This window comes from Herbaspirillum chlorophenolicum, assembly GCF_001189955.1.
In the GTDB taxonomy this organism is placed as follows: domain Bacteria; phylum Pseudomonadota; class Gammaproteobacteria; order Burkholderiales; family Burkholderiaceae_D; genus Herbaspirillum; species Herbaspirillum chlorophenolicum.
In genome coordinates, this window is record NZ_LFLT01000009.1 from 38,619 (window position 1) to 55,368 (window position 16,750).

At 61.2% G+C, this 16,750-nt stretch carries 16 protein-coding genes; 4 read left to right on the plus strand and 12 right to left on the minus strand.

What is annotated here, in order from left to right; translation table 11 throughout:
• The first annotated feature begins 59 nt into the window (after positions 1 to 59).
• The 3 genes from AKL28_RS07965 (at position 60) to AKL28_RS24805 (ending at position 2,230) form a co-directional block, all read left to right on the plus strand.
• Entirely contained in the window at positions 60 to 767 is a 708-nt protein-coding gene (locus AKL28_RS07965) for a glutathione S-transferase N-terminal domain-containing protein (RefSeq protein ID WP_050467588.1), read from the plus strand.
• 177 nt (positions 768 to 944) lie between these two features.
• On the plus strand, positions 945 to 1,982 hold the full coding sequence (locus tag AKL28_RS07970; RefSeq protein ID WP_082221412.1) for a CE1 family esterase: 1,038 nt from the start codon (positions 945 to 947) through the stop codon (positions 1,980 to 1,982).
• A 92-nt stretch (positions 1,983 to 2,074) separates the two neighbouring features.
• Positions 2,075 to 2,230, plus strand: a complete 156-nt coding sequence (locus tag AKL28_RS24805) for a hypothetical protein (RefSeq protein ID WP_169801830.1) — start codon at positions 2,075 to 2,077, stop codon at positions 2,228 to 2,230.
• 104 nt (positions 2,231 to 2,334) lie between these two features.
• On the opposite strand, the gene AKL28_RS07975 is transcribed toward AKL28_RS24805, so the two are convergent.
• The 9 genes from AKL28_RS07975 to AKL28_RS08015 form a co-directional block, all read right to left on the minus strand.
• The gene (locus AKL28_RS07975) at positions 2,335 to 2,736 is read right to left on the minus strand and encodes a YXWGXW repeat-containing protein (protein ID WP_050467589.1); all 402 of its coding nucleotides are present in this window, start codon (positions 2,734 to 2,736) and stop codon (positions 2,335 to 2,337) included.
• Between the two features lie 161 nt (positions 2,737 to 2,897).
• Positions 2,898 to 4,175, minus strand: a complete 1,278-nt coding sequence (gene alaC / locus AKL28_RS07980) for an alanine transaminase (RefSeq protein ID WP_050467590.1) — start codon at positions 4,173 to 4,175, stop codon at positions 2,898 to 2,900.
• Positions 4,176 to 4,289: 114 nt separating this feature from the next.
• Positions 4,290 to 5,561: a phenylacetate--CoA ligase family protein gene (locus AKL28_RS07985; protein ID WP_050467591.1), complete on the minus strand. Its 1,272-nt coding sequence runs from the start codon at positions 5,559 to 5,561 to the stop codon at positions 4,290 to 4,292.
• Positions 5,562 to 5,573: 12 nt separating this feature from the next.
• Positions 5,574 to 6,389: an ABC transporter ATP-binding protein gene (locus AKL28_RS07990; RefSeq protein ID WP_050467592.1), complete on the minus strand. Its 816-nt coding sequence runs from the start codon at positions 6,387 to 6,389 to the stop codon at positions 5,574 to 5,576.
• Positions 6,390 to 6,456: 67 nt separating this feature from the next.
• Complete coding sequence (locus AKL28_RS07995) at positions 6,457 to 7,779, minus strand: ABC transporter substrate-binding protein (RefSeq protein WP_050467593.1); 1,323 nt, start codon at positions 7,777 to 7,779, stop codon at positions 6,457 to 6,459.
• Positions 7,780 to 7,871: 92 nt separating this feature from the next.
• Positions 7,872 to 8,948 carry a branched-chain amino acid ABC transporter permease gene (locus AKL28_RS08000; protein ID WP_050467594.1) on the minus strand — a complete coding sequence of 359 codons (1,077 nt, stop codon included), beginning with the start codon at positions 8,946 to 8,948 and terminating at the stop codon, positions 7,872 to 7,874.
• A gap of 33 nt (positions 8,949 to 8,981) precedes the next feature.
• Positions 8,982 to 9,896 carry a branched-chain amino acid ABC transporter permease gene (locus tag AKL28_RS08005; protein WP_050467595.1) on the minus strand — a complete coding sequence of 305 codons (915 nt, stop codon included), beginning with the start codon at positions 9,894 to 9,896 and terminating at the stop codon, positions 8,982 to 8,984.
• A gap of 49 nt (positions 9,897 to 9,945) precedes the next feature.
• Positions 9,946 to 10,827 (minus strand): ABC transporter ATP-binding protein, encoded by an 882-nt coding sequence (locus tag AKL28_RS08010; protein WP_050467596.1) that lies wholly within the window; start codon positions 10,825 to 10,827, stop codon positions 9,946 to 9,948.
• An 80-nt stretch (positions 10,828 to 10,907) separates the two neighbouring features.
• On the minus strand, positions 10,908 to 12,869 hold the full coding sequence (locus AKL28_RS08015; protein WP_050467597.1) for an AMP-dependent synthetase/ligase: 1,962 nt from the start codon (positions 12,867 to 12,869) through the stop codon (positions 10,908 to 10,910).
• 261 nt (positions 12,870 to 13,130) lie between these two features.
• Here AKL28_RS08015 and AKL28_RS08020 point away from each other — a divergent pair, with 261 nt between their 5' ends.
• Positions 13,131 to 13,787: a Crp/Fnr family transcriptional regulator gene (locus AKL28_RS08020; RefSeq protein WP_174525356.1), complete on the plus strand. Its 657-nt coding sequence runs from the start codon at positions 13,131 to 13,133 to the stop codon at positions 13,785 to 13,787.
• Between the two features lie 78 nt (positions 13,788 to 13,865).
• Here the strand turns inward: AKL28_RS08020 and AKL28_RS08025 are convergent, their stop codons facing one another.
• From AKL28_RS08025 to AKL28_RS08035, 3 genes are all read right to left on the minus strand, one after another.
• The gene (locus tag AKL28_RS08025) at positions 13,866 to 14,351 is read right to left on the minus strand and encodes a response regulator (RefSeq protein ID WP_050467599.1); all 486 of its coding nucleotides are present in this window, start codon (positions 14,349 to 14,351) and stop codon (positions 13,866 to 13,868) included.
• A gap of 257 nt (positions 14,352 to 14,608) precedes the next feature.
• Positions 14,609 to 15,259, minus strand: a complete 651-nt coding sequence (locus AKL28_RS08030) for a response regulator (RefSeq protein WP_050467600.1) — start codon at positions 15,257 to 15,259, stop codon at positions 14,609 to 14,611.
• Between the two features lie 2 nt (positions 15,260 to 15,261).
• Positions 15,262 to 16,725, minus strand: coding sequence for a hybrid sensor histidine kinase/response regulator (locus AKL28_RS08035; RefSeq protein WP_050467601.1), 1,464 nt, complete (start codon positions 16,723 to 16,725; stop codon positions 15,262 to 15,264).
• Positions 16,726 to 16,750: the final 25 nt, after the last annotated feature.

Genomic DNA, 16,750 nt, shown 5'->3' on the forward strand with positions numbered 1-16,750 from the left:
ACTCCATCCCAAACAGGACTCGCTCGCACTTACGCCTATTGATGAAATGAGTTCTTAACATGAGCAACGCATTGTCGAGCTTCGCCATCAACAACAAATGGCCGGCCCAGCATCCCGACCGTATCCAGCTGTATTCGCTGCCCACGCCCAATGGCGTGAAAGTGTCGATCATGCTGGAAGAAACCGGCTTGCCTTACGAGCCGCACTTGGTCAGCTTCGAGACCAACGACCAGATGTCGCCGGAGTTCCTGTCGCTGAACCCGAACAACAAGATTCCCGCCATCATCGACCCCAATGGCCCTGGCGGCAAACCGCTGTCGCTGTTCGAGTCGGGCGCCATCCTGCTCTACCTGGCCGAGAAGACCGGCAAATTCATCCCGGCCGATCCGGCCGCGCGCTATCAGGTGATCCAATGGGTCATGTTCCAGATGGGCGGCGTCGGCCCGATGTTTGGCCAGTTGGGCTTCTTCCATCGCTTTGCAGGCAAGGAATACGAAGACAAGCGTCCGCGCGACCGCTACGTCAACGAATCCAAGCGCCTTCTGGGAGTGATGGACAAGCGCCTGTCCGACACCGCATGGCTGGCCGGCGACGAGTACAGCATCGCCGATATCGCCACCTTCCCTTGGATCCGCAACCTGATCGGTTTCTATGAAGCGGGCGAACTGGTCGGTTTCAAGGATTTCCCCAATGTGGCGCGCGCACTGGAAGCCTTCGTGGCGCGTCCGGCCGTGATCAAGGGCCTGAGCATCCCGGCCCGCGGCTGAAGCTGCCGCATCCGCACCGTTTCCTCTGTCGCATGCGGCTCTGCCCATCTGCAGCAGGAAACGGCGGCGGGAGTCCCATTCAACGAGGGTGTAAATCTCCTTTCCGCATCCGGATCGACGCGTTAACATTGCGTCAACGCCTTAGAACTTGTTCAGCCATGTTCTGAACGCTTGCCCATGACGATCCGAATTCCCCTTCTCGCCTTCTTCCGGGCTTGTTTACTGTCCGGACTGTGCCTTGCCCTCGTTAGCCCACCTGCGCAAGCAGTCGACCTGTCACTCAAGTCGATACGTGTAGGCAACCTGGCGCGCGCCTACTTTTCCGAACGCGGCGGCCAGGGCGTACCGCAGCCGCTGATCATCGCCCTGCACGGCAGCGGCTCCACCGGTTCCCAGCTGGCGCGCAACACCGGTTTGACCGAAATCGCCGAGGCGGCCGGCTACATGGTGGCCTACCCCAACGGCACCGGCCTGACCATCGATGCGCGCACCTGGAATTCCGGCGGTTGCTGCGGCTACGCGCAAATGCACAAGGTGAATGACGTCGCCTTCATCCGCGCACTGATCGACAAGCTGGTGTCCGAAGGCTTGGCCGACCGCAGCCGGGTTTATATCGTGGGCCTGTCCAATGGCGGCATGCTGGCCTACCGCATGGCGGCTGAAGCGCCGGAGCTGTTCAAGGGCGTGGCCGTGGTCAGCGCGGTTCTGGACCTGCCGCCCGAGACGGTAAAAGCCGGCGTGCCGATACTGCACATCCACGGCAGCGACGATCCGTTCATCCCGTTCCTGGGCGGCATCGGCCCCAAGGAAGCAACCCAGGTGCCGCGCCTGTCGGTCGCCAAAACCATCGACACCTGGGTCAAGGCCAACGGCGCCGATCCCAAGCCTGACGTGAACGACATCCCCGACACCGCAGGCGATGGCACCTCGGTACGCCAATACACCTACCACAGCAAGAGCGATCCGCAGGCAGTGGTGCTCTATGAGATCAAGGGCGGCGGCCACAACTGGCCAGGCGGCACCGCGCCCATGCCCAATAGCGGCAAGGCTTCGCAGAACCTGGACGCGTCGCGCACCATCGTTGAATTCTTCAACCGCCACGGTGGCGGGCACCCTGCCGACGACGCAGCCGACAGCAATCTGCCTCCGGGAGCGACGCAATCCAAACCGGCAACGCCAACGGCGCCGGCAGCTCCCGCTAAGCCGGCCCACTAAGCGGTTCCGGGCCGTCCTGTGCACGCAAGCGCCACTACCGGGCGAAATCGCACTATCATAGCGGCCAGCGTTCAACCAACATCGCCATGACAATGAAAAGACTCATCACCAGCATCCTGATTGCCGTCGTGCTGTATTTTCTGCTGCCCTTCGTGACCAAATTCATTCCGCAGTACCGCCTCGCGGTGTGGTGCATCAGCGCCGGCATCGTCTCGTTTGCGGTATCGGCACTGATGGACAGGGTCTGAACCGGCAGCGCCCGACAACCTGGCAGCGCAATGAAAAACGGCCGCGGCGTATTGCACGTCGCGGCCGTTCTTATTGGCAGTCGAACCAGACAGCCGGAGAGTAATCAGCACTCGCCCTTTTTCGCATGTCCCGGCGGGCAGTGGTCGCGATCATGGCCTCGTCCATGGTCGCGGTCACCGTCTTCGTCATCGCGACGACGGTCGCCACGCCAACCGCCTCGATCCAGTTCCCACCCGTGCGGGCCTTCACGCCAGACCGGCTGGGCATAAGCATAACCGGGACGCTCGCGCATCCAACGGCCTTCGCGCCAGACATGGGCGTGGCCGTTCCAGTCCCAGTAGCCCGGCGCCCAGATGTAACCATAGCGCGGCGGCGGCATACGCTCCACACGCGGCGGCGGCGGCGCGCCGATATTGATGTTGACGGAAACCTGGGCTTGCGCCACAGGCAGGATGGCCCCCACGGAAGTAGCGGCGAGTACGGCGGCGAGTATTATTTTTTTCATAATAATGAAATGATGATGAGTGAAACGAGGGATGACTTGTTTCAGACCGGCAGATGCGGCACGCGTTCCGCAGAACCGCACGTTGAATTGCCGTCAGACAATACCACCGGTGCAAATATGCCCATATCGCCGCGCCAGCCGCTGCCGGCGCGGCGACTACTTTAATTTCCCCGGGCGGCCTTGAACATGGCCTTGATGCCCCGCACCGCCTGGCGAATGCGGGACTCGTTCTCGATCAGCGCAAAACGCACGTACTCGTCGCCATATTCCCCGAAGCCGATGCCCGGAGAAACGCAGACCTTGGCCTGTTCCAGCAGTATCTTGGCGAACTCCAGCGAGCCGAATGCACGGTAAGGTTCGGGAATGCGCGCCCAGATATACATCGATGCCTTGGGCACATCGACCATCCAGCCGGCCTCATGCAAGCCCTTGACCAGCACGTTGCGGCGCTTTTCATAATTGGCGCGGATCTCCTCGACGCAGGACTGGTCGCCTTCCAGCGCGGCAATCGCCGCCACCTGCACCGGCGTGAAGCTGCCGTAGTCGTGGTAGCTCTTGATGCGTGCCAGCGCCGCCACCAGCTTCTGGTTGCCGACCATGAAACCGATCCGCCAGCCGGCCATGTTGTAGCTCTTGGAGAGCGTGAAGAATTCCACCGCGACATCGCGCGCGCCGGGCACCTGCATGATGGAGGGTGCCTTCCAGCCGTCGAAGGTGATGTCGGCATAGGCCAGGTCGTGCACTACCAGGATGTTGTGCTCGCGCGCCAGCTTCACCACGCGCTCGAAGAATTCCAGTTCGACGCACTGGGCGGTAGGGTTCGACGGAAAGCCCAGGATCATCATCTTGGGTTTCGGATAGCTCTCACGCACCGCGCGTTCCAGCTCAGCGAAAAAGTCCACGCCCGGGCTCATGCGCACCGAGCGGATGCTGGCGCCGGCAATGACCGCGCCGTAGATATGAATCGGATAACTTGGATTGGGCACCAGCACGGTATCGCCCTTGTCCAGCGTGGCCAGCATCAGGTGCGCCAGGCCTTCCTTGGAACCGATGGTGACGATGGCCTCGCTGTCCGGATCGAAGTCGACTTCGTAGCGCGACTTGTACCAGTGCGCAATCGCGCGGCGCAGCCGTGGGATGCCTTTGGACGAGGAATAGCCGTGCGTATCAGGCCGCTGCGCGACTTCCACCAGCTTGTCCACGATGTGCTGTGGCGTGGGGCCGTCCGGATTGCCCATCGACATGTCGATGATGTCCTCGCCGCGGCGGCGCGCAGCCATTTTCAGTTCGGCGGTAATGTTGAAGACGTACGGCGGCAGGCGGTCGATGCGCGGAAAGCTGACCGGAATGGCGTTGGTTTCAGGGACAGGCGAGGAAGAGGAAGAGGAAGAAACGTCAGGCGTGCGCGAAGGCTCGCGCGGATCTGCGGATTGCGTCATGTTGGACTTTCACGTCAGCGCCCGGAACCGTCCGAGCGACGTTGGAGCGAATGCTCCGCGAAAGATTCTATGCGCGAATGCGCCGTTGCACAAGACGTAATCATGCCCCGATCGTCACTCGTATTTGCGCGCGTCCTCGATCACCTTGCCATCGTTGGGCAGGCTGCCCGGCGCCACGAACATCACCTCGCCGCGCAGCTTGGTCAGCTCGCGCAGGCTGCCGGCCACGGCCGCCGCATCGATGGCGGGGTCTTGCGGATCACCGACCTCGCAATGCAAGGTCATGATGTCATTGGCCATCTCGCCGCTCACCACCAGCCGCGCCTTGATCACATCGCCATGACGGCGCAGCACATCGGCCACCTGGGACGGGTGCACGAACATGCCGCGCACCTTCGTGGTCTGGTCGGCACGTCCCATCCAGCCCTTGATGCGCGTATTGGTGCGCCCGCACGGCGAAGCGCCGGCAATCACCGCCGACAAATCGCCGGTGCCGAAACGCAGCAGCGGATAATCCGGATTGAACGAGGTCACCACTATCTCCCCCACCTCGCCTTCGGCGACCGGGTCGCCGGTGCCGGGGCGCACGATCTCCAGGATCAGCTCCTCGTCCAGCACCATGCCGGGATTGACCGCCCCTTCGCTCATGGTCTCGTAGGCGATGTTGCCGATATCGGCCGAGGCATACAGCTGCAGCACATGCGGCACGCCATGCTCATGGAACCAGTTGCGCAGCGACGGCGGCAAGGCCTCGGCGCTCACCAGCGCACGCTGCACGCTGCCGATGTCGGCATTCATCTCGCGCGCCTTCTCGATGATGATCTTGAGGAAGGATGGCGTGCCGACGTAGGCGTCCGGTTTCAGGGCCGCCATCGCGTTGACCTGCAGCTCGGTCTGGCCGATGCCGGCCGGAATGACCGCGCAGCCCAGTTTGGCGGCGGCGCCTTCGACCATGAAGGCGGCCGGCGTGAAATGATAGGCGAAACAGTTCTGCACGATATGGCCGGCCGCCAGCCCCAGCGCCTTCATCGGGCTGGCGAAACGCCACCAGTCGGCACAATGCCCTTCCGGATCGTAGATCGGCCCAGGCGACACGAACAAGCGCCGCAATTGCCGCACCGGCGTGCTGTTGAGGCCGCCGAACGGCGCCTCGCGCGTCTGCAGCTCCCTCAGGTCCGACTTGCGCGTGACCGGCAATTGCGCCAGTCCGGCGCGCGAACGTACCGCCTGCGCATCGATGCCGTGCAAAATACGCGCCCAGCCCGGCGCCGCCTGCGCACGCGCCAGCAACTGCGGCAGGCGCTGCATCAGTTGCTCTTCACGCTGCTGCGGGTCACGCCGTTCCAGCGCATCCAATTCCGCGAGGGCTTGTTTGCCGTCTGCCATGTCGCCCCCGTCTCAAGCCAGCCAGCGTTTGCGGCGGCGATAGAACTTCATGTCGCGGAAATTCTTGCGCCCGCCAGACGACACGCCGAGGTAGAACTCCTTGACGTCTTCGTTATCCGACAGATCTCGTGCCGCCCCCTCCATTACCACCCGGCCGTTTTCCAGGATGTAGCCGAAGTCGGCATAGCGCAGCGCCACCATGGTGTTCTGTTCGGCCAGCAGGAACGAGACCTTTTCCTTCGTATTGAGGTCCTTCACGATCTCGAAGATCTCTTCGACAATCTGCGGCGCCAGGCCCATCGACGGTTCGTCCAGCAGAATCATCGACGGCTTGGCCATCATGGCGCGGCCGATCGCCGTCATCTGCTGCTCGCCGCCCGAGGTGTAGCCCGACTGCGACTTGCGCCTGATCTTCAGGCGCGGGAAATAGTCATAGATCTTTTCCAGCTCCTGCTTCACCTCGCCGTTGCTGATGCCGCGCGTGTAGGCGCCGGTCAGCAGGTTCTCTTCCACGGTCAGGTGGCCGAAGCAGTGCCGTCCTTCCATCACCTGGATCACGCCGCGCTTGACGAGGTCGTTGGGCGTCATGCGGTCGACCCGCTCGCCGCGGAATTCGATGCTGCCCTTGGTGACATCGCCGCGCTCGGCGCGCAGCAGGTTTGAAATGGCCTTGAGCGTTGTGCTCTTGCCGGCGCCGTTGGCGCCCAGCAGCGCCACGATCTTGCCGTCCGGGACGTCCAGCGAGACGCCTTTCAAGACCAGAATCACGTGGTCGTAGATGACTTCGATGTTATTGATCGAGAGCGCCGCACTACTATTGATATTCATGTTCGTTCGCAATTCAAAAAAGCACCGGCGGCGAATGGGAGACGTGCAAGGCCGCCGGCGCAAGCGCCTACTTCATGCAGGCAGGAGTAATGCCTTTTTCTTTTGCGTATTTGGCGGCGGAAGCCTTGAACAACGGGTGGATCAGGTTCTTGTTGCCTTCGATCCAGTCAGACACCAGCACCCACTTGCTGCCGTCCCACTGCTGGATCTTCACCATGCCGGAACCTTCATGGTTTTCACACGAGGTCTTGATCTCCGGCAGCAGGCCGGTTGCGCCCAGTTGCTGCAGGCGGGCATTGGTGATGTTCAGGTTCTCCAGGCCCCAGCGCACCTGCTCGCCGCTCATGACCTTGCCTTTGCCGAACTTGTCCTGCGCGGTGCGCACCGCTTCCACCGTGGCGATGGCCGCCGAGACGCCGCGGTTGTACAGGATGGAGCCGACCTTGTTCTTGTCCTGCATGTTGCCCTTGCCGGCACCGTAGACCACCTTGTCGATGTCGGCGATCACCGGCACGTTCTTGCCGGCCACGTTCCAGGTCGCGCTCATGTAGCCCTTGGCAGCGTCACCCGCTGGGATCGTGTCCTCCTCGGAACCGGCCCACCATGAGCCGATGATCTTGTCGCGCGCATAGCCGACCTTTTGGGCCGCCTTCAGCGCGGTCTGGTTCATCACGCCCCAGCCCCAGAAGATCACGTAGTCGGGGTTCTCCTGGCGGATGCGCAGCCATTGCGCGCCCTGCTCGTTGCCGGGATGCGCCACCGGAATCTCGATCAGCTTGAACTTGCCGATACTGGACTCAGCCTGCAGCGCCACGATCGGCTCCTTGCCGTAGGCCGAATCGTGGTACAGGAACACGATCTTCTTGCCGGCCAGCGAACCGCCGTTCTTGCTGGCCAGGAACTTGACGATGGCCGAGACCTGCATCTGGTAAGTGGTCACCAGCGGGAAGGCATACGGGAACACCGAACCGTCCACCGCATCGGTACGGCCATAGCCCATCATCAGCAGCGGCACCTTGTCTTCGGCGCTCTTGTCGATCAGGGCATAGGAGATGCCGGTGGCCATCGAGTTGATCGCCGTGCCCTTGGTCACCGGGTTCTTGTTCTTCATGCGCTCGTAGCACTCCACGCCCTTGGCGTTGTTGTACTCGGTCTCGCATTCTTCCCATGACAGCTTGACGCCGTTGATGCCGCCGTCCTTCATGTTCACGTAATTCAGGTAGTCGACATAGCCGCCGTAGTAGGACTGGCCGTTGGTGCCGTAGGGCCCCACGCGGTAGCTGGGAATGGCGATGAACTGGTCGTTGGCTTGCGCCGCGGCCGGCAGCGCCGTGGACAGCAGGCTGGCGGCAGTTGCCGCTGCCAGCATCAGGTGTTTCATGCTCTTCATGGTCTCGTCTCCTTGTTGTGTTGTCGTTTCCGACTTATGCGTTGCCGGCACAAGCCGGCCCTTCCAACTCATGAATCTTCGCTCGCCCCCCGTCAATGCGGGAACGGCCACAATCGCAATTTTTCCTTGGTGATCTGCCACAGCCGCGCCAGCCCGTGCGGCTCCACGATCAGGAAGAAGATGATCAGCGCGCCGAACACCATCAGCTGGATATGCGAAACGGTGGCATTGGTGAACGGCAGATGGAGGAATGCGGCCAGCGGCGGCAAGACGTTATCGAGGAAGATCGGCAGCAGCAGGATGAAAGCCGATCCCAGGAAAGAGCCGAGAATGCTGCCGACACCGCCGATGATGATCATGAACAGGATGCGGAACGACAGGTCCAGCGAAAAGCCGTCCGGCTCCACCGATCCCAGGTAGCAGAATGCGTAGAGCGCACCGGCCACGCCGCAGTAAAAGGAACTGACGGCAAAGGCGGTCAGCTTGGTGCGCATCAGCGGAATGCCGATCACTTCGGCCGCCACGTCCATGTCGCGCACGGCCATCCAGGCGCGGCCGGTGCTTGACCGCACCAGGTTCTTGGCCACCAGCGCCATGACACAGACGATGGCCAGCACGAACAGGTATTTTTTGACCGGCGTATTGATGTCGATGCCGAACAGGTCGATCTTGGGCGTGCTGATCACGCCCGATGAGCTGTTGTTGGAGAACCAGGCGAATTTGGTCAGCGCCCACACCACGAAGAACTGCGCCGCCAGTGTCGCCACTGCCAAATAAAAGCCCTTGATGCGCAATGAAGGCAAGCCGAACAGCACGCCCACCAACGCCGCGCAGCCGCCAGCCAGGATGAAGGTAAGCAGGATGGGAATGCCCTCTACCCGCAACTGGAAGTTATAGGCGGCATAAGCGCCCACCGCCATGAAGGCTGCCGAACCCAGCGAAAGCTGGCCGGCATAGCCGGTCAGGACGTTGAGCCCAAGAGCGGCCAGCGCAAACACCAGGAACGGGATCAGGATCGCCGAGAACCAGTACTCGGTTCCCATGAAAGGTACGGCGACAAAGGCCACTGCCATGAACAGCGCAAAAACGATACGGTCTTGCCGGATCGGGAATATCTGGCTGTCGGCGATGTAGCTTGTCTTGAATTGTCCTGCTTCACGGTACAGCATGGTGCGTCTCCAATGTATTGACTACTGTTTCACTCACACCCGGTCGATATGCCGTTCACCGAACAATCCCTCCGGCCGCACCAGCAGGAACAGCAGCGCGAACACGTAGGGGAACCAGCCTTCGATGCCGCCGAAATTGCCACCGAAGGCATCCTGCATGACCGGCGGAATATAGATCTCGGCCAGCTTCTCGGAAGCGCCGATGATCAGGCCGCCGACGATCGCGCCGGGAATCGAGGTAAATCCGCCAAGGATCAGCACCGGCAGCGCTTTCAGGGCGGTCATGGTGAGCGCGAACTGCACACCGTTGCGCGAGCCCCAGAGCAGGCCGGCCACCAGCGCAACGAAACCGGCCACTCCCCATACGACTGCCCAGATGTGCTGCAGCGGAATACCCAGCGACAATGCCGCCTGGTGATCATCCGCCACGGCGCGCAGCGCGCGGCCGACCTTGGTCTTCTGGAAGAACAGCGCCAGCACGGCCACCAGCGCCACCACCATGCCGGAAGCGAACAGGTCGAACTTGGAAATGCCGATGCCGATGCTGTCCATCACCGACATGATGGGTTCGTCGACGATGCCCAGGTCGATCGGGCGCACTTCGCTGCCGAACAACAAAGGCCCCAGGCCTTCAAGGAAGAACGCCAGGCCGATGGTGGCCATGAACAGCGTGATCGGCGGCTGGTTGACCAGCTTGCGCAGCACGAAGCGCTCAGTCGCCAGGCCGACCAGGATCATGACGGCGAAGGCGCCGATCACCGCCGCCCACATCGGCATGCCCTTGTCCATCAAGCCCACCACCGCCAGCGCCGCGAAATACACCATCGCCCCCTGGGCGAAATTGAATACGCCGGAAGCCTTGTAGATCAGCACGAATCCCAGCGCCACCAGCGAATACATGAGGCCGGAGAGCAAACCGCTCAGCGCCACTTCGAAAAAGAATTGCATGTCGTCTCCTTGCCGCTTCGTTCTTGTTATTTTTTTGTTCGATTCAGATTCAGTGCGATGTGCCCAGGTAAGCCCTGATCACTTCTTCATTGTTCATCACCTCGTCGGGCGTGCCGTCGCCGATCTTCTTGCCGTAGTCCAGCACCACCACGCGGTCGGAGATATCCATCACCACGCCCATGTCGTGCTCGATCAGCACGATGGTGGTGCCGAACTGGTCGTTGACATCGAGGATGAAACGGCACATGTCCTGTTTCTCTTCCACGTTCATGCCGGCCATCGGCTCGTCCAGCAGCAGCATGCCCGGCTCTGCCGCCAGCGCACGCGCCAGTTCCACGCGCTTTTGCAGGCCGTAGGGCAAGCGCCCCACCGGCGTCTTGCGGATATGCTGGATCTCAAGGAAGTCGATCACCTCCTCCACCTTGCGCCGGTGTTCGATTTCCTCGTTGCGCGCAGCGCCCCACCACAGCGCGTTGGACAACAGGCCGGAACGCATCTTGGTGTTGCGTCCGGTCATGATGTTGTCGAGCACGGTCATGCCCTTGAACAGCGCGATGTTCTGGAAAGTGCGCGCGATGCCCTGGCGTGCAATCGTGCTCGGGCGCATGCCCCGCCGCTGCTGGCCGCGGTAGATGATGTTGCCCTTTTGCGGATGGTAGACGCCGTTGATGACATTGATCATCGAGCTCTTGCCGGCGCCATTGGGGCCGATGATGGCGCGGATCTCGTGTTCGCGCACATTGAAGGAGATGTCCGTCAGCGCCTTGACGCCGCCGAAGGACAGCGAGATGTTCTGCAGATCGAGGATGACGCCGCCGATCTGCCGGCCATTGGCGGACGTGCCTTCGGCCTGCGCATCCGGGGTCAATACGGGCGGCAGCCCGGATGGGAAAATTTCTGCAGTCATGTGTCGCTTCATGATCGTATTCATCGATAGGTCAGGATACGCTTGGATTCGGCCGGACCAACAGGCCCGGTTCGTGTGGCTGCATGTATGCGTCGGCGCGCCGTTCAGGCCGCGCGTCCCAGCACCGCAAAGGTTTTCGCTTCGGCGATCTTCAGGTCGGCGGAAATCATGCCCTGCCGGCCGTCCTCGAACTTCACCTGCGTCTCGATGTATTGCGACGCACGGCCGTCGTACAGCGCGTCGATCAGCACCGCGTACTTGTCGGCGATGAAGCCGCGCCGCACCTTGCGGGTACGGGTCAGCTCCTCGTCATCGGGGTCGAGTTCCTTGTGCAGGATCAGGAAGCGGTGGATCTGCGAATCGGCCAGCAACGGATCGGCCGCCAGGTCGGCGTTGACCTTTTCCACGCATTCGCGCACCAGTTCGTACACGGCGGGATTGGCGGCCAGGTCGGTATAGCCGCTGTACGGCAAGTTGCGCCGCTCGGCCCAGTTGCCGACCGCATCCATGTCGATGTTGATGAAGGCCATGCACTGCTCGCGCTCGTTGCCGAAGGTGACGGCCTCCTTGACGAAGGGGAAGAACTTCAGCTTGTTCTCGATGTACTTGGGCGCAAACATGCTGCCGCAAGCCATCTTCCCGACATCCTTGGCGCGGTCGATGATCTTGAGGTGGCCGTCGCTGTCGAAGAAGCCGGCATCGCCGGTATGGAAATAGCCTTCGGCGTCGATGGCTTCGGCGGTGGCGTCGGGGCGCTTGAAGTATTCCTTCATCAGGCCCGGCGATCGCACCAGCACTTCGCCGTTATCGGCGATGCGTACCTCCACGCCTTTCATCGGCCGGCCGACGCTGTCCAGCTTGACGTCGCCCGAGGGCTGCATGCAGATGGTGACGCAGGTCTCGGTCATGCCATAGAGCTGCTTCAGGTTGATGCCCAGTGAGCGGTAGAAATCGAACAGGTCGGGACCGATGGCTTCGCCGCCGGTATAGGCCACTCGCAATCGCGACATGCCCAGCACATTCTTCAGCGGGCCATACACCAGCAGGTCGCCCAACGCGTACTGCAGGCGATCGGCCAGCGAGACACCGGGCTTGCGGTCGAGGATGCGCATGCCGACACGGCGCGCCACGCGCATGAAACCGTGGAACATCTTGCGCTTGATCCAGCCAGCGTCCTCGATGCGGATCATCACCTGGGTCAGGATATTTTCATAAACGCGCGGCGGCGCGAAGTAATAGGTCGGGCCGATCTCGCGCAGGTCGCTCATCACGGTATTGGGCGACTCCGGGCAGTTCAGGCAGAAGCCCGCCACGTGCTGCTGGGCGAACGAGTACAGGAAATCTCCCACCCAGGCCAACGGCAGGTAGCAGAGGATGTCGTCCTCTTCGTTGAGGCGGTCGAACTCCACCAGCGTGCGCGCGGTGGTGATCATCGCGCGGTGCGAATGGCAGACGCCCTTGGGCTTGCCGGTGGTGCCGGAGGTATAGAGGATGATGGCAACGTCGTCGGGCTTGCCGGCCTTGACTTCGTTCATGAAGAAATCAGGATGCACGCGCTCGTAGGCGCGGCCCAGTTCCTGAACGCGAGCAAACGACAGCAGCTCCGGCTGATGGTAATTGCGCATGCCGCGCTCATCGTCGTAAATGACATGCGCGATGCGCGGCAGGCTTTCCTTGATCTCGAAGACCTTGTCGACCTGCTCCTGGTCTTCGGCCATGACGAAGTCGACATTGGCGTCGGCCAGCACATAGGCCATGTCGGCAGCCGGGGCGTCCTGGTACAGCGGCACCGGCATGCCGCCCAGCACCTGTGCGGCGGACATCGCCCAATACAGGCGCGGGCAATTGTTGCCGATGATCGCCAGGCTCATGCCACGCTTGAACCCCAGCGCCGCCAGTCCACAGGCGAAGGCACGCACTTCATCAGCCACCTGCTGCCAGCTCGTGGCCTGCCAGATGCCCAGGTCCTTCTCGCGGAAGGCCGGTCGCTGCGGCCGTGTCTGCGCGTGCGCAAGCAGCAGCTGCGGAAACGTTTGCGTTTCCGTCTCTTGTCTCGTCTCCACCATCTTCCCACCTTCTTTTTGTAGGCTCGGAGGATATTGCCAGGATGCTGGAAATATCCGGTGTCGGATCAGTCTGTGCCGCCTTGCTTACGTCGGTCTTACTGCATCCGCCGTGAAGTCTTGCGTGCCAGCCGTCCTGTATTTTTCATGACTGCTTTTTTGGGATGATAGTAGAGTCAGTTGTTGCCAGCGGATGTCATCTCACCGACAATTGTCAAACTTTCGATATTGCGACGCATCATGACGGAGACACCAATAAGAACCATGCTGGCAAAAAGCATCTGGGCGCAAGCACTGACTGAAGATCAGTTGGCCCGGGTGGAATCCGAGGTATCGAGCCGCAAGATTGCCGCTGGCGGCTATGTATGCCGCAAGGGCGATCCGGTGACGCATTGGATCGGCGTGCATGAAGGCTTGCTGAAAATGAGCAGCGTCTCACCGGAAGGCAAGACGGTCTCGTTCGCCGGCATGGCCAACGGCGGCTGGCTGGGCGAAGGCTCCCTGCTCAAGGACGAACCGCGCAAGTATGACGTGGTCGCGCTGCGCGAGAGCGAGTTGCTCTACATGCCCAAAGCCACTTACATCTGGCTGCTGGACAACAGCATCCCGTTCAACCGCTTCCTGGTGACGCAGTTGAACGAGCGCCTGGGGCTGTTCATTTCGCTGGTGGAATACGACCGCATGCTGGAACCGGATGCGCGTGTAGCGCGCTGCCTGGCGGCGCTGTTCAACCCCTACCTGAATCCCGGCATCGGCCTGAACCTGCAGATTTCCCAGGAAGAAGTCGGCAATCTTTCCGGCACATCGCGCCAGCGCGCCAACCAGGCATTGCAGGTGCTGGAAAAAGCCGGTTTGCTGAAAGTGGATTACGGCAGCATCACCATCAACGACCTCGATGGACTGCGCCAATTCCACGGGTAAAGACACCGTGAATGCGCATTAGAAGAGATTAGAAGAGCAATGTAAAAAAGCTGCCTGCAGGCAGCTTTTTTTATCGAATTACCGGTCGGAAGCGGAAGGCGAACGCCCCGGTGGCGGCCCTTCGTTCCCGCGCGCGGGACGGTTGCGGTTAAGCCAGTAAGTACCGGTATCGGCCACCGTTCCCATGAATTCCTTCGGATCGGCTGACTTCACCACATAACCGTTGGCGCCCAGATGGTAGCTCTGGTCGATGTCGCGCTGGTCTTCCGAGGATGAAAACATCACGACCGGGATGTGCGCGGTCGCGGCATTGGATTTGATGATCTGCAGGAAATCATGCCCACTCATCAGCGGCAGGTTGAGATCCAGCAGAATCAGGGAAGGATGCGTTTCCTTGCGGTCGGCATATCCGCCCTGCGCAAAAAAGTAATCCTGCGCAAGCTCTGCATCGGCGAACCAGGTCATTTTTTCAGCCAGCTTGCGGGTGCCCAGGGCAAGGCGCGTCAACTCTGCCACTTCCTGGCTGTCGTCGACGAGGATGATGTCATATTGCCCGATATCCATAAGGGTCGCTTCCTTCAATAAGTTTCAAGCTGGAACTATTGTTATTAATCTGACCACTTTCCGGCCATCCCATGCACTGCTCTGCGCCCTCATCGATGCGGCTCCCTCCGCAACGCCATCGCGTCCAGTCCGTTCGCATCATCGGCAATCCGCCTGAAAGCCAGTACAGACGCCAGTTCAAGCCTTTCCTCTGCAGATTATTGCATAGGCGATTTCAAAAGAAATCAGGGTTTTCCTGATCTCCATCCATCAATCGGTTATTTATCCGACGTCGCAATGCCGGTGCGAATCGCATATCGGACCAGCCCGGGAACGTCGCGGATATCCAGCCGCTCCATCAGTTGCGCGCGATGCGTCTCGATGGTCTTGGCGCTGACATTGAGCTGGTAGGCGATTTCCTTGGTGTTGTTGCCTTCGGCGATCAGTTGCAGGATCTCGCGCTGCCGCGGCGTCAATACCTCTGCCGGCGTACCGTTTTGCGATACGCGCTTCATGTAGTTGTCCAGCGCCTCGCGCGAAATGTGCGAGTCTAGGTATTGCCGGCCTTGCCTGAGTTCGACCAACGCCTTTTCCAGTTCGGTGGCGGCGGAATCCTTGAACAGGTAGCCGTTGGCGCCGGCATTCAATGCCTGCATCACATATTCCTCGCTACCGTACATCGATAGCATCAAGAACCGCATGGCCGGGTAAGCGCCGCGCAAACGGCGCAGTGCCTCCAGGCCATTCATGCCTTTCATGGCGATGTCCAGCACCACCAGGTCGGGTTTCAGGCGCGCGATCATCTCGATTGCCTCGCTGCCGTCGGAAGCCTCGCCCACCACGTCCACCCCTGGCATGGCAGCCAGCAGCGCCTTGATGCCGCTGCGCACCAGCGCATGGTCGTCGGCAAGTACGATTCGTGTCTGCATGCTCAAATTCTCCTCACGACAGGCGCAACCGGCAAATGCATGACGATTTCCGTCCCCTCGCCTGGCGCCGATGAAATATCCATGGAACCGCCGACCAGCACCGCGCGTTCCTCCATATTGAGCAACCCGAAGCTGGTGCCGGAAATTGCATTGCTGCGTGCCGTCTCGATGTCGAAGCCCTGGCCATCGTCGCGTATGCACAAGTAGAGTTGGTCCTGCTGGCGGTCGATCTTGACCCGGATATTCTTGCATTTGGCATGGCGCAGGATGTTGGTGACGGCTTCCTGGACGATGCGGAAAGCGGTGTTCTCGATGTCATGGTGCAGCCCGTCATCGTGGCCGCTGCTTTCGAACCAGCCGCTGACGCCGGCCAGCCTGGACTTCTGTTCGACATAGGAACGCAAGGCCGCGATCAGGCCGAGATTGTCCAACTGCGGCGGGCGCAGGTCCAGCGACAGGCTGCGCACCTGCGCCAGCACCGCGGTGACGATGTCGATGCCGTTTTGCAGCGATGGGCCTTCCAGCGAGCCATTCTTCCTGATGGTTTCCAGCGTGATCTTCAACGCCGTGAGCGACTGGCCGACATCATCGTGCAGGCCGCGCGCCAGATGCTGGCGTTCGCGCTCCTGCACTTCGATCACGCGGGAAGACAGCAATTGCTGGCGCTGGATGGCCAGCTCCAGCTCCCGCCGGGACTGCTCGCGCTCGGTAACGTCGATCGCCAATCCCGCCACCATATCGCCCTTGCCTTCCCCGTGAATCGGGAAACGCACCACATCCAGGATGCGGGCATTGTGGTTGTAGTCGAACACCGTCTCCTGCGTATGCAGTTCGCACCGGTCTTGCAGCACTTTGCGGTCGCTCTCTTGCGACGCTTGCGCCGCACCGGTCGACATCAGGTCGAAATCGGTCAAGCCATCCATGTCGCCGGGCGTCATGCCGAAGAAAGCCGATTGCGCCGGATTGACATAGCTGTAGCGCAACTGCGCATCCTTGATCCAGGTCGGCATCGGCGCCGCATTCATGAACGCGTTGAAGCGCGCCTGCATCTCGCGCAGCGCCTGGGCGCTGGCGCGCTGCTTGCGCCGCGCCTGGGCATCGCGCAGTTCACGCTCCACTGCGTGCGGCAAGCGTGCGATGGCGCTTTTCAAAAAATAATCCTGGGCGCCGGCCTTCATCACCTCGACCGCAGTCTGCTCGCCGATGACGCCGGAGACGATGATGAACGGCGTCTGGTCGTTGTCTTGCTTGACGATCTTCAAGGCCTCCACACCGCTGAAGGCCGGCATCGAATAGTCGGAGATGACGATGTCCCAGCGCGCCTCGCGCAATGCGCCCAACAGCGCCGGCTCATCGTCGACCCGCAGCCAGGTCGGCTCGAAGCCCGCACGCTTGAGTTCGCGCACCATCAGTACGGCATCTTCTTCCATATCCTCGACAAACAAGACGCGAAGCGGAATGCTCATGGTCCTGGGCTCTCAAAAATGCGTT